This window comes from Nitratireductor kimnyeongensis, from assembly GCF_019891395.1.
GTDB classification, from domain to species: domain Bacteria; phylum Pseudomonadota; class Alphaproteobacteria; order Rhizobiales; family Rhizobiaceae; genus Nitratireductor; species Nitratireductor kimnyeongensis.
In genome coordinates, this window is the sequence record NZ_CP078143.1 from 631,374 (window position 1) to 645,060 (window position 13,687).

13 protein-coding genes are annotated in these 13,687 nt (G+C 59.7%); 6 read left to right on the forward strand and 7 right to left on the reverse strand.

The features are described 5' to 3' along the window. The first annotated feature begins 45 nt into the window (after positions 1–45). A complete protein-coding gene (locus KW403_RS19315) occupies positions 46–447 on the forward strand; it encodes a glutathione S-transferase family protein (protein WP_246637870.1) in 402 nt (133 codons plus the stop codon). A gap of 100 nt (positions 448–547) precedes the next feature. Beyond that, positions 548–1,759, forward strand: a complete 1,212-nt coding sequence (locus KW403_RS02960; RefSeq protein WP_246637871.1) for a serine hydrolase domain-containing protein — start codon at positions 548–550, stop codon at positions 1,757–1,759. 10 nt (positions 1,760–1,769) lie between these two features. Here KW403_RS02960 and KW403_RS02965 read toward each other — a convergent pair whose 3' ends face one another. Further along, positions 1,770–2,861, reverse strand: a complete 1,092-nt coding sequence (locus tag KW403_RS02965) for an AbrB family transcriptional regulator (RefSeq protein WP_223021277.1) — start codon at positions 2,859–2,861, stop codon at positions 1,770–1,772. Positions 2,862–3,192: 331 nt separating this feature from the next. On the opposite strand from KW403_RS02965, the gene KW403_RS02970 reads away from it, so the two are divergent. Further along, the gene (locus KW403_RS02970; protein WP_223021278.1) at positions 3,193–3,615 is read left to right on the forward strand and encodes a YciI family protein; all 423 of its coding nucleotides are present in this window, start codon (positions 3,193–3,195) and stop codon (positions 3,613–3,615) included. Here KW403_RS02970 and KW403_RS02975 read toward each other — a convergent pair whose 3' ends face one another. From KW403_RS02975 to KW403_RS02985, 3 genes are all read right to left on the reverse strand, one after another. After that, positions 3,616–4,497, reverse strand: coding sequence for a cation diffusion facilitator family transporter (locus tag KW403_RS02975; RefSeq protein ID WP_223021279.1), 882 nt, complete (start codon positions 4,495–4,497; stop codon positions 3,616–3,618). Positions 4,498–4,555: 58 nt separating this feature from the next. Beyond that, a complete protein-coding gene (locus KW403_RS02980) occupies positions 4,556–6,745 on the reverse strand; it encodes an anthranilate synthase (protein ID WP_223021280.1) in 2,190 nt (729 codons plus the stop codon). A 151-nt stretch (positions 6,746–6,896) separates the two neighbouring features. Continuing rightward, a complete protein-coding gene (locus tag KW403_RS02985) occupies positions 6,897–7,664 on the reverse strand; it encodes a phosphatase PAP2 family protein (RefSeq protein WP_223021281.1) in 768 nt (255 codons plus the stop codon). Between the two features lie 451 nt (positions 7,665–8,115). On the opposite strand from KW403_RS02985, the gene rnk reads away from it, so the two are divergent. From rnk to KW403_RS03000, 3 genes are all read left to right on the forward strand, one after another. Next, positions 8,116–8,523, forward strand: coding sequence for a nucleoside diphosphate kinase regulator (gene rnk / locus KW403_RS02990; RefSeq protein ID WP_223021282.1), 408 nt, complete (start codon positions 8,116–8,118; stop codon positions 8,521–8,523). A gap of 241 nt (positions 8,524–8,764) precedes the next feature. Continuing rightward, on the forward strand, positions 8,765–9,256 hold the full coding sequence (locus tag KW403_RS02995) for a GreA/GreB family elongation factor (protein WP_246637872.1): 492 nt from the start codon (positions 8,765–8,767) through the stop codon (positions 9,254–9,256). Between the two features lie 51 nt (positions 9,257–9,307). Further along, entirely contained in the window at positions 9,308–10,087 is a 780-nt protein-coding gene (locus tag KW403_RS03000; protein ID WP_223021283.1) for a MerR family transcriptional regulator, read from the forward strand. Positions 10,088–10,097: 10 nt separating this feature from the next. On the opposite strand, the gene soxR is transcribed toward KW403_RS03000, so the two are convergent. From soxR to KW403_RS03015, 3 genes are all read right to left on the reverse strand, one after another. After that, positions 10,098–10,532: a redox-sensitive transcriptional activator SoxR gene (gene soxR / locus KW403_RS03005; protein WP_223021284.1), complete on the reverse strand. Its 435-nt coding sequence runs from the start codon at positions 10,530–10,532 to the stop codon at positions 10,098–10,100. A 138-nt stretch (positions 10,533–10,670) separates the two neighbouring features. Beyond that, the gene (locus KW403_RS03010; protein WP_223021285.1) at positions 10,671–12,350 is read right to left on the reverse strand and encodes a formate--tetrahydrofolate ligase; all 1,680 of its coding nucleotides are present in this window, start codon (positions 12,348–12,350) and stop codon (positions 10,671–10,673) included. A gap of 181 nt (positions 12,351–12,531) precedes the next feature. Then, positions 12,532–13,656, reverse strand: a complete 1,125-nt coding sequence (locus tag KW403_RS03015; protein ID WP_223021286.1) for a DUF2333 family protein — start codon at positions 13,654–13,656, stop codon at positions 12,532–12,534. Between the last annotated feature and the right edge of the window lie 31 nt (positions 13,657–13,687).

Below are 13,687 nucleotides of genomic sequence, written 5' to 3' on the forward strand. Positions count from 1 at the left end.
ATCCCGGTCCGACGCGCCTTGTTCCGGCGGATCCCGAGCAAGCCCTTGAGGCTGGGATGCTCGACCGGCTGTTCGGCAACTACGTCCACCAGCGCCTGCAGAAGGTCGTGGGGGGATCTGCTTCGCCCTGCGGAGAAGCGCGATCCTTTCGGGGTCGACGAAGCAATATCCGGGCTGAAAACAGCCTACGCGTTTCTGGAAAAGCGCCTGGAAGGCAAGCGCTGGGCGCTGGGCGACCAGTTCTCGTTTGCAGACTGCTCCGCGGCACCTGCGCTGTTTTATGCCAACAACATTGTTGCGCTCAACGATGGGCATCCGGCATTGGCAGCCTATCTGACCCGCCTGATGGAGCGTCCAAGCTATGCGCGAACCCTGTCTGAGGCCGAACCTTATTTCCACATGGATCCCCTCGACAACAAACCGACATTGACGCCGCCGGTAGCGTAACCTCATGAAGAATGGCAAACCTGACCGCACCCGCCGCACCCTCCTTGCCGGTGCTGCGGCGCTCATTTCCCTTCCCAACCTGCCTTGGAGATCCCAAGCCATGCCCACCCCGACACCAACAGAGGCAGCCCTCAAAGCCCTCGATCATTCCATGAGCGCGCGTGTGAAAGCGGGCGAAATTGCCGGGGCCACATGGCTTGTCCACCATGGAGAACGGATACATGTGTCCAGCGCAGGAACCTTCGAGATGAACGACGCCGGCGCAGCGATGGCGCGGGATACGATCTTTCGGGTAGCGTCGATCACCAAACCGGTGACAGGAGTGCTGGCGATGATGCTGGTGGAGGAAGGCCTTCTGACGCTGGACGGCCCCGTGGACGGTCTTTTGCCGGAGCTGGCGAACCGCAGGGTCCTAAAACGGATCGACGGGCCGCTTGATGACACCGTGCCGGCAAACGGACCGGTGACGCTGCGACAGCTCCTCACGATGACTTTCGGTCTCGGCGCCATCATGGTGTTCCCTGAGGCCTGTCCCATACAATTGGCGATGCGAGAAGCCGGCATCGCGCCAAGCTGGATCCTGCCGAAAATGTCGTCGGATACCTATATGCAAAAGCTCGGCGAGCTGCCGCACGCAGCGCATCCGGGAGAAAAATTCCTTTACAACAATGGTCTTGATGTTGCCGGCATCCTGATCGAGCGGGCGACGGGGGAACGGCTGGGCGCATTGATGAAAGCGCGGCTCTTCGAGCCGTTGGGCATGACAGACACGGACTTTTTCGTGCCACCGGAAAAGCAGCACCGGCTTCCACCTCTCCACGGCCCCGACTTCACGAACGGCACCATGGACATCAAGGCATACGGCCCGGAAGACGGCATCGATTTCAGTGCTCCGCCACCGCTCGATTCCGGAGCTGCAGGTCTGGCCACCACGGTGGATGATTATCTCGCATTCTCCCGGATGATGATGAATGGAGGCGAACTGGATGGCAGGCGTTATCTCGAGCCTGAGACCATCGAGGAGATGACGCGGGATCAACTGACACCGCAACAAAAGACCGGTCCCCATGCCGATATGTTCATGGAGGACGGAGGGGCTGGCTGGGGCCTTGGAGTCTCGGTCGGGCTGAAGAAGACGCGACCATGGCTCACGCCCGGCAGCTTCGGCTGGAACGGTGGCTATGGCACAACCGCATACACCGACCCCGCCAATGGGATCATCGGCATCTATTTCAGTCAGCAGATGATGACATCGCCCGAACCGCCGGCGACCTATATGGATTTCTGGACTCAGGTCTATAGCGGCGCCTGATGCAGCGCACCTAAGGCCCCGCCCAACGCGCCACCATGCGGCTTATGGGCGGGCCTGCCAAAAGCACGAAGAGAAAACGTGCCATTTGCACCGCCATGATGAAGGAGAGGTTCACGTTCTGCGAGGCAGCGGCTGCGATGATTGCAACCGAATCCATGCCGCCGGGACTCGTGGCCAAATAGGCAGTGAGCGGATCGATGCCCCATTCCACATGCAGGAACCAGGCGAGCCCGCCGCAAAACAACATCAGCGCGACGATCGACAGCACTACCTGTGGCATCGCTTTCATGGCGGTGGCCAGAAGCGGGCGATCAAATTTGAGACCTATACTCCAGCCCACGGTGAGATAGGCAGCCCCCATCAGCCAGGGTGGAAGCTCCAACGCCAGTCCACCGCCCAGATGCGCCAGTGCACCCACGAGAAGCCCTCCCAGGAAATAGGGGGAGGGAAAACGCAGCACCCGCCCCACTATCGCCCCAGCCACCATCAGAAGCGCGGTGATGAACAGCCCTTCACCATTGACCGGCGGAAACCACACGATACCAGGCGCATCAACACTCGATACATCCACCCAGAACCGGGCTATGAATGCCGCAGCGACAGTGACGAAGATGACCCGAAGATATTGCATGAACGCAACGAGCCGCTGATCGGCACCGAAGGCCCCCGCCATGAGAACCATGGCAGTCGCCGCGCCAGGCGCGGAGCCCCACACAGCCGTTGTGCCCGGCAGGATTTTCCATCGGCTTACGAGAAAGCCCAAAAGGCTGCTTGCCGAGACGGTTGTCACCACCGCCAGAATGAGAATGGGCCAGATATCGGCAAAGGAGGCGAGAATTTCCGGCTCGAGAGACCCGCCAATCAGCAAGCCCACCAGAGCTTGCGCGCAGGCAAAGGCCAATCCTGGCACACGTATTTTCGCCCCAAGCACACCTGCAAGAACGGCAGCCAGCATGGGCCCGATAAGAAGTGCTGCAGGAAGCTCGCCGAAAAGCATTAAACCGGCGAAACCGACAGTGAACGCTAGGAGAACCGGCCACTGGGCAACAGGAACGAGACGTGTAAGCGGGCCTTCGAAAGAGGGTGGCGGCGTGGAATCCATGAACGAGCGTCCTGACTGTCTGTCGGCACGGCATACAGGATGAGGTCGCGGATGGGAACGTCTGCGACTAGCCGTTGCGGCTCTTGAGACAAGATTGGCTCCCCGCCCCGCCCCGCAAGGCGGTTCACTCTCGCCCTCTTCTCTGCGAGGTCGACATGACGAAGGGCGGATCCGACCGCTTGTGCCTGGTACGACACCGAAAATGGTACAGACGCCGGACTTGCGATAGCGTTGCGGAGGTTCGGGTTCGCCGAACAAAGTCAACGAGCTTGTCGGGATGTCTCTTCCTCATCCGTCCTGGGTGGGAACAGAGGCGAGAAAGGAGCCCGAAATGCGCTACATGCTGCTGATGATCCCCAAGGGATACGAGACCGCCGGACCGGAGCTTGATCTGCCCGCCGATGCCGTGGCCAAGATGATGGCTTACAATGAAGAACTCCGTGCTGCCGGTGTGCTGGAAGCGCTGGAAGGACTGCATCCGCCGTCTACGGGTGCAAGGGTCTCCTTTGCCAGCGGCGAGCCGGTGGTGATCGACGGGCCATTCATCGAGGCCAAGGAAGTGCTTGGCGGCTTCTGGATCATTAATGTTCCAACATTCGACGATGCCCTTGAATGGGCGAAGCGCTGCCCCGGCGCCCCCAATGAGACCATCGAGATCCGGAAGATCCAGCAGATGGAAGACTATAGCGATGAAGTGCAGGAAATCGTGAAAACCTATCCTGACGTGCTGGAGAAAGGCATCGACCGTTCCTGATCAGCAGAATTTCGCCTTGTGCTCGGGCTCGACATGAATGGTGACTTCAGCACCGGGCTGGGCTTTGGCGAGCGCACCTTCGATCCGGTCGCAGATGCGATGCGCGGCTTCAACGGTCATGTCTGACGGCACCACCAAATGAAACTCGATGAAGCGGGCTCTGCCCGCTTCACGCGTCTTGAGATCATGGAATTCGATGGAACCTTCATCATTCTCCACGATCACGCGTTCGATTTTGGCCAGTTCCTCCGGCTCCACCGACACATCCATGAGCCCCTGGACGGAATCGCCCACCAGATGCCACCCGTGCCACAGAATGTTCACCGCAACCACCAGCGCCATCACCGGATCAAGCCAATACCAACCGGTGGCCACCGCGAGAATAAGCCCCAGGATTACGCCGGCCGAGGTGACGACATCGGTCCACAAATGCTTCCCGTCTGCCACCATCGCCGGCGAACGTGCCTTTCGCCCTGTCGAGATGAGCAGCCATGCCCAAAGGCCGTTTCCGACCGCGGCCACTCCGTTTACCAGCAAACCGAGAACGGGGGCGTCAAGCAGGCGCGGGTCGAACAGAACCGTCCACGCCTCATGGATGATCAGAAGCGCAGCGACGACAATGAGAACGCCTTCCAGAACGGCGGAGAAATACTCTGCCTTGTGATGGCCGAAGGGATGGTTCTCGTCCGCCGGCGTGTGCGCGATGCGCAGCGCATACCACGCAACGCATGAGGCAACGACGTTGACCACAGATTCCATCGCGTCGGAAAACAGCGCCACAGAATCGGTGAGCCACCATGCGGCAAGCTTGAGGGCGAAAATGCCGAGCGCCACGATGATGGACCACATCGCTATGCGCTGAAGCTTGCCGTTCGACGGCATGGCGGTTCCTTTCCATCCCTCCCGGCCAACTCCGGCGGGAACCCATATGGCCAATGCGTCAGGCCGCTTTCACCCGCGCCTTGCGCGGCAGGTGCGCCACCACATTCTCGATCATGCGCATACCTGCATTCTGTCCGAGCGTCATGATCGATTCGGGATGGAATTGCACGGCCGCAACAGGCTCATCCTCATGTTCTATGCCCATCACCACGCCATCCTCCGTTTCGGCAGTCACCACGAAGGCGGACGGCATGCGTACCGGATCGGCAAAGATGGAATGGTAGCGGCCGACAGTCACTTCTGACGGCAGGCCCGAGAACACGAGGCTGTTTCCACTGGCACGGATGCGCGAGGGCTTTCCATGCATCGGCTCGGCAAGCTGGCGCAGTTCACCGCCATAGGCTTCGACAAGCGCCTGAAGGCCAAGGCACACACCGAACATCGGCAGATTGCGCGCGCGCGATTTGGCGATGGTGGCCTTGCAGTCGAAATCCTCCGGCCGACCGGGTCCGGGCGAGAGAACCACCAGATCCGGCGCCACCCTGTCGAACACCTCATCGGCGACCGGCGAGCGCACCGTCAACACCTCCGCGCCCGTCTGGCGGAAATAATTCGCAAGCGTGTGCACGAAGGAATCCTCGTGATCCACGAGCAGGATCTTCACCCCCTCACCCACACGGGCACCGGCGCGCGTCTCGTCTTCCATGTTTGTCTTCCCGGCATCGCGGATCGCCGACAGCATGGCCGACGCCTTGAGCTCCGTTTCGGCCTCTTCCTCCTGCGGATCGGAATCGAACAGAAGCGTCGCCCCTGCCCGCACCTCAGCGACACCATCCTTGATGCGAATGGTGCGCAGAGTGAGGCCGGTGTTCATGTCGCCGTTGAAATGCACCATGCCGATTGCGCCACCATACCAGACGCGCGGGCTCTTCTCGTTCTCTTCGATGAACCGCATGGCCCACAACTTCGGCGCACCCGTCACCGTGACGGCCCAGGCATGGCTCAAGAACGCGTCAAATGCGTCCATACCCTCCCGCAGCCGCCCCTCGATGTGATCGACCGTGTGAATGAGCCGCGAATACATCTCGATCTGGCGGCGACCAATGACACGTACGGAACCCGGCTCGCACACACGGCTCTTGTCGTTCCGGTCGACATCCGAGCACATGGTCAGTTCGGACTCGTCCTTCTTGGAATTCAGGAGTTTGATGATCTGTTCGGCATCTGCGATGGCATCATCACCCCGCCGAATCGTACCTGAAATCGGGCAGGTCTCGACACGCCTTCCATTGACCCGCACGAACATCTCCGGCGATGCACCGACGAGATATTCCTGCTCTCCCAGATTGATGAAGAAGGAATAGGGCGAGGGATTGATCTCCTTCAGACGGCGCGAGATCTGCGAGGGACGGCGCTCGGAGCGCTCCAGAAACATTTGACCAGGCACGACTTCAAAAAGATCCCCGCGCTGGAAGCTCTCCTTCGCCTTTTCCACCAGACGGGCATATTCGCCGGGCTCATGGTCACCGCGCGGCGGGATCTGATCGGCGGTCTTGAAAGGCTGCCGTGAGCCATCACGCGGCAGGCCCGCCGTCGAGACATTACTTCGTGCATAATCATATCGGTCGTGCCAGGCCTTCGCGGCGTGATGGTCAACCACCAGGATTTCGTCCGGGAGATAGAGAATGAGATCGCGCTGGCTTTCCGGGCGCTTGAGGCTCTGCCTGATCGGATCGAACTGGAAAGCGAGATCGTAGCCGAAGGCCCCATAGAGCCCCAGGTTGGCGTCGTGATCGGTGTGAAAAAGATCGGTGATCGCGCGCAATACGGTAAAGACCGTCGGCACGCGGGAACGCTCTTCTTCTGAAAACACACGGTCGGGCTCGGCAACCATCAGCGCAATGTGGCTATCGTCGCGCTTGTGCACGGTGACATCTTCCAGGCCTTCGATCCGCCCGGTCATGAGGCGCATGAGCGTCTTGCCGCGGTCGTTCAACGCTTCGATCTTCATGTCGCGGCCACGTGCAGAGATCACCAGTGGGGGGTCGATGATCGCCGTGTCCCAGCGGGTGTAGCGGCCCGGATACTCATAATTCGAGGAGAAAACAGCACCACGACGCTCATCCAGTGCATCGATATAGGCGTCGATAGCACCTTCATAGGCCGTCTCCACACGGCTTCGCGTGATGGTGATACCGCCAGCGGTTGTAAAACGCTCAGCGCCGTTATCCAGAACTTCCAGGCTCATCTCATGCTCCCTGTTTCAGGCATCGCCGGGAAGCGCAGACAAAAATGGCCGCCCGGTTTTCACCTGCGGCCATGGTCTTTTCTACGCGCACACTGCACGGCTGGCCGCTGTTAACGGACCCACCACCAGAGTTTTGCGCAAGAAATCTTCGTCATGGCTTTTCCATAGCCTCGACTGCGCTTTCACGCAACTGCTTTCCTGAGCCATTGGGCAGTCGCCTGCCACGATAGAGCGCGAATAGGCTAAGACAGAGCCATGTGAAACTGGCCCATGCCGCGCCCAGCGCCCATCCGGCGGCCACATCACTCGGCCAATGCACGCCCAGATAGACCCGGCTCATGCCGACAATGAACGAAATGAACACCGCCACGGCGAGCACATAGAGCCTAACCCGCCAGTCGGGAAAAAAGCGGACGACGAGAGCGGCGAGAGTAAGGTAGGCAATGGTGGTGACCGTGGCGTGACCACTGGGAAAACTCGCCGTGTGAATGACGTCCAGATGCTCGACGAGATCAGGACGCGGGCGTTCATAATAGTTTTTCAGACCATAGGAAACCAATGCGCCGGACCCGACAGACAGGACCGCGTAAAAGGCCGCACCATAGCGCCGCCTCACCAAAAGCAGGCCCGTCACCACGAGAAGGGACAGCACGATGACCGGATAGCCGCCAATCGCCGTTATCTCAAGCGCGGTCTCTTCCAGCCAAGACGGCCCCAACGGATCCGAAACGTCGAGAGGGTTTCGCAGGGACAGAAGGACGGCTTCATCCAGCGCCTTCATCTCCCCCTCCGCGACCTCGTCGGCAATGGCAAAGAAGGCAAACGAGCCAAGTGTCAAAACCAGGAGAAGAATCACCGGCGCAAGCGCTCCGCGCTGTCGCGCAACCTGTCGAAAAAATCCGTTCTGCTCAATCTTCATCGTCCAAGTTGCCCCTTCGCGCCGATTGCCTTGTATCACACGGGATGCGAACATCATGATTGTTGCGCAAATAAGATGATTTTCGAGCAGGGCCGAAAGCATGACCGGTCCTGATGTGGGCCTCCAGATTGCGGGATCATTCCGTGCTGCACAACGCCCCCGCATTTACCGCAATTGCCTTGACATCGCCTCACACAGGCACCACGTTTAAAGTATGAGCACGAACCGAAAATACATGTCCGATTTTTTCCGGGTATGTCCCATTGCGGGATACTGACCCCCGGTTCGGTGCTGTGCGCCTCCGAACCGAGGGGCGCTCTTCCGCCATCTGATCCGAATGATCATGTGAGCGGCGGAAACGGTCTGAGGCGCATCAACAGAAATTCGTACGACAATCGAAGCCTCGTGGCGTGCAATGGATGCATGCCGCATGACACGCATGGACAAGCCAATGCAGCAGAAGACAGGGCGCAAGCCGAGCATCACGATTTCCGAAACCGATTATGAACGCCTGACCGGGTTGGCCGAGGCTCTGGAAGACCGCAATCCAGACGTTTCGGAAACCATGATGGCCGAACTCGACCGGGCCCGCGTTGTTCGCGACGGCTCGCTTGCCGCTACAATTGTGCGTATGGGTTCGACCGTCGTCTACACCGCAGACGGCGGGCCGGAAAAGACCGTTACACTCGTCTATCCGGGCGATGCGGACATCGAAAAGGGCCGGATCTCCATCACCACTCCGGTAGGCACGGCCCTGATCGGGCTGAAGGAAGGCCAGTCGATCGACTGGGCCGCGCGCACGGGCCAGACCCACAAGCTGACCGTGGTGCGCGTTACCCAGGAAGAAAACGCTGCCTGACCCTGCCGTACTTCCTGCGATCATGTTCAGTCCGCATCTCCGCTTTTTCACGGGACATCTCCTGACGGGAGCCTGACCCCTGCGTCATTCCCGGGCGCAGGGGCCAGACGACCGACATTCGAGCTGCGCTGCCGTTCAGGGCCGCGCGGATTTGTCTGTTCGCGGTTTCCCATACCAAGACGCCGAAACCGCGCTTGAGATCGTGCAGGAGATTGCCGTGTGGACCGGACAGGGATGCATTTTGACAACCAAGGACTTCACTATCCTCGAATTTCTGCAGGAACGCGGACACAGGTTCAGTGAAACCTATGCCGCGCTTCTGCGCGCAAAACTTGAAACGGCTACAGTCATCTTCCGGGAGGATATGCCCGCACACGTGGTCACGCTCAACAGCCGCGTGCGCTTCCGCACGGGCGACGAGACACCGCAGACACGCATCATCAGCCATGACGAGCTACAAGGCTTCGTCGGGCTGACATTGCCACTGACAACATTGCGCGGGCTGGCGCTTATCGGGCTGGCTGCAGGCGAGAGCATCGTTCTTCCAAGACACGGCAACTCTCACCCGGAGCACCTCATGCTCGAAGACGTGCTTTATCAGCCGGAAGCAGCACGTCGAAAGATGCGCGCGGTGGCGCGCCCGGCGCTGCGCCTTGTTCATGATGCGGATGCGATTGCGCGACATTCCCCCGAATACTCCGACGGCGATGACCCGGGGCCCAGTGCCGCTTGACCCTCACGACAGGGGAGGGATTAATCCCTTGGTCCTGCGGAGGCGTGCGCGATGAAAGAATGGATGGTCAACGATTTGGCGAAGCTTGCCGGCGTCTCGGTCCGGACCCTTCACCACTATGATGCCATAGGCCTTCTTTCACCTGTGCGTGTCGGCGAGAACCGCTACCGTTACTACGGAGAGGCGGAATTGCTGCGCCTGCAGCAGATCCTCCTTTATCGCGAGCTTGGGATGCCGCTCGAGACGATCGGTTCCATTCTCGACGATCCGCGCTTCGACAGTCTGGCAGCGCTGAATGAACAACGCAGCCATCTCGCGGCCGAAGCCAAGCGCTATCGCCAGCTCATCAGGACGATCGACCGCACGATCGCCCATCTGAAAGGAGAACGTGCGATGCAATATGAGAATTTGTACAAGGGCTTCGTGACGCCCGAAAAACAGGCCGAATACGAAGCATGGCTGAAAGATCGCCTTGGTGATTCAACACACGAGAAAGTCACCGCAAGCGATTCGGCAGCAAAGGCAATCAGCGATCAGGATATGAAAGAGCGCATGAGTGCGCTCGCGGGGATCGAGGCGGTCCTCGTGAAGACAATGGAGGACGGCACGGTGCCGGAAGCACGGGCGCTTGATCCATTGATCCAACGACACCATGCCTGGGTGGCACAGATGTGGGGTAGAGACTGCTCACACGACGCTTACGCCGGGCTTGCCGACATTTATGAAAGCCACGACGACTTCAAGCAGCGATACGAAACGCTTTCGCCCGGCTTTTCCAAATGGCTACCGATTGCCATGCGCAGCTGGACAAGGCGTGTGAAGGAAAGCTGAAAAACGTCGCTCACGCCTTGGCACCCACCCAATAACGCGGCCCCGGCCCCGACCGTCCCGCCCGGTCGGCCGGGTTCGTCAGAGCGCATGTCTCCAGCGAGAGGCAGCCACAGGAGATGCATTCGGTAAGGCCGCGCTTCAACCGTTCCATCTCGGCGATCCTATCGTCTATGCGCTTTGCCCAGCTTTCGGAGAGGCGAGCCCAGTCGTCACCTTTGGGTACGTGGTCGGTCGGCAACTTGTCGAGTTCTGCCTTGATCTCGTCCAGGGAAAGCCCCACGCGTTGCGCGAAGACGATGAACGCCACACGCCGCAACACCGCGCGTTGATAGCGGCGGTGGCCTGAACCTGCACGTTCCGAGGTGATCAGTCCCCGCTCTTCATAATACCGCAGTGCGGATGCGGCCACGCCGCTGCGTTTCGAAACCTGATTGATGGTGAGCATCGGTGTCTCCACTGGGGAACATCGAGGACCCCATGCAAAAGCCTGGCATTTAAGTTTACTTAAACTTCACTAAATGAGTGCTTATGCGAGCACGCGCCAGGCAGGTTTGCAACCCGCCAGCACCACAGACTCCACTTTTCAGGAAAGCCCCTCTATCAAGCCGTTATCATTGAGGAATATCCGCTCGGACGATGGAACGCGGGGCAGGCCCGGCATGGTCATGATCTCACCGCAGATCGCGACCACGAAACCGGCCCCTGCCGACAGCCGCACTTCGCGGATCGGCACGACATGGCCGGTGGGTGCGCCGCGCAGGTTGGGATCAGTGGAGAAGGAATACTGGGTCTTCGCCATGCAGACCGGCAGATGTCCATAACCCTGCTCTTCCCACTGCTTCAACTGGTTGAGCACGGAATTGTCTGCGATCGCCTCCGAACCGCGATAGATTCGTTTGACCACCGTGTCGATCTTGTCAAAAAGCGGCATGTTGTCGGGATAGATCGGTGCGAACTGCGAAACGCCACTCTCGGCCAGCGTCACCACCTTGTGGGCCAGTTCCTCGATACCTGCTGAGCCTTCCGCCCAGTGGCGGCACAGCACCGCCTCCTCGCCCTGTTCCGCCACATAGGCTTTCACCGCCTCGATCTCTGCATCGGTGTCGGTGTGGAAATGGTTGATGGCGACGATGGCCGGAACGCCGAACTGCTTCACGTTTTCGATATGGCGACCGAGATTGACACAGCCTGCCCTGACCGCCGCTACATTCTCGTCGCCCAGATCCTCTTTCTTGACGCCGCCATTCATCTTGAGCGCGCGAACGGTCGCTACGATCACGGCGGCAGCCGGCTTGAGACCTGCCTTGCGGCATTTGATGTCGAAGAATTTTTCCGCTCCGAGATCGGCGCCAAAGCCCGCTTCGGTCACCACATAATCGGCGATCTTCAGCGCCGTGCTCGTCGCCATCACCGAGTTGCAGCCATGCGCGATGTTGGCGAAGGGGCCGCCATGCACAAAAGCCGGATTGTTTTCCAGCGTCTGCACCAAATTGGGCTGAAGTGCGTCTTTCAGGAGAACGGTCATTGCGCCATCGGCTTTGATATCGCGGGCAAAGACCGGACTTTTGTCACGGCGATAGCCGATGATGATGTCGCCGAGACGCTTTTCAAGATCTTTGAGGTCCGTCGCAAGACACAGGATGGCCATGACCTCGGAGGCGACGGTGATGTCGAAGCCCGCCTCACGCGGGAAGCCGTTGGCCACACCACCCAGCGAGCAGACGATCTCGCGCAGCGCCCGATCATTCATGTCCATGACACGCCGCCACGCCACGCGGCGAATGTCGATCTCCAGGGCATTGCCCCAGTAGATATGGTTGTCGATCAGCGCCGAGAGCAGATTGTGAGCCGAGGTGATGGCATGGAAGTCGCCGGTGAAATGGAGGTTCATGTCCTCCATCGGCACAACCTGGGCATGGCCGCCACCGGCCGCGCCGCCTTTGACGCCGAAACACGGGCCGAGGGACGCTTCTCGGATGCAGATCGCCGCCTTCTTGCCGATACGGTTCAGACCATCGCCAAGACCGACCGTCGTGGTCGTCTTGCCCTCCCCCGCCGGCGTCGGGTTGATCGCCGTGACGAGGATCAGCTTGCCATTGTCGTTCTTTCTGGCCTCGGCGATGAAGGCGGCAGAAACCTTCGCCTTGTCATGACCGTAGGGTAAGAGATGCTCCGATGGAATGCCAAGCCGCGCTCCGATTTCCTGGATGGGCTTCTTTTTGGCCGCGCGGGCAATTTCGATATCGGATTTCACTTCGGCCATGACGATGATTCCCTCTCCCGGTGGCACGCAATGCGTGCCGATAGGCATAAAGCCGCGATTTGAAAACATCCACCATCGCAAAAGAGGCGCAGAATGCGTGGATTGCGACAGGCGGACTTGCCCCTAACAACAGCCAGCAAGGGGAAATCCGGATCCATGCCCGCCGCTGTCGTAGCGATGACTATCGATCAAGCACCAGGCGCAGTTCCACGAGGTTGGAGCGCACACGCAGAATGTAGAAGCCCATGGTGGCAAGGTGCGTGGGCATGATCCATCCATCTTCCCGACCATTGGAGATGATGGCGGGCTGCACTTGGAGCGCGGCGCTGAACTGCTCTTCCGTCGTATCCCAAAGCGAACCGAGCGAGCGCTGCTTGATGACATCCTCGAAATCAGCTCCAGCCGCCTTCAGCAGGCCGTAATAGGCGTAGAGCTGACCATAGGCAAACCAGAACCGGTCATCCGCCCGCGTATCGAACCAGCCCGAATTATAGTTTTCCGAACGCTGGCGCAGGAGATCGGAAGTAGAGCCCAGATCGCTGGCGATGCGGTCGAGATACTGGATGAGATTGTCGGCGCGCGCATCGAACACAGCCTCGCAGGTTTCCAGACGATCGTTGAAACTGCGCAGATCCCGAATGGCGGAACGGTAGAAGCTCGGCGTCGGCGTCTTGGGACCAAAGGGGCTGAGGCCGAAATACCAGGTCTCCTCATCAAAGGTGAGTGCACCGCGCGCATTCTGCAGGTCGCGATCGATCTGCGAGGTGCCGCGCACGCGCCCCAGCGCATCGACAAGCTCTATCGCACTGCGGCGGGTCGCCTGATTGATGCCGCGCTGGAAGGACGCCTTGTTGTCGAAAAATGGCGTGTCGTCCCAGTCGAGCACGAAAAAGAAGCCGAGTTTGTAGAGAAGCATGGAGGAGATCCACGCGTTCTCATTCACATTGAAGTCGGTGAGGTCCGCGGTCACGTCGACAATGGCTGAACGTCCGCAGGTCCGTGTCTCGCCGCCCTGCGTGGCTGCTGTCTGCTCTCCGGCAGAAACGGCCCGCGCATCAAGCTTGTATTCCTCGACATAATCGGGATCAAAACCGGTCCAGACCTGTGTCTGCCAGAAGAAGTAGCCATAGAAACCGACAATGGCCAACAGGACGAGGCCAATGGAGCCACGGAGGATCCAGCCGCGCCGCGTGTACCATCGCCCGGCAGCCATGAACGGCCAGAGGAGCCAGGCAATCAAAAGCCCGATGCCCCGACCGATCCAGTGGAACACGCGGGTGAAAAAATCAACGATTGGATCGAGCACGAAGCGCCTCCCTCAGGCGTTTTTTGGTCCA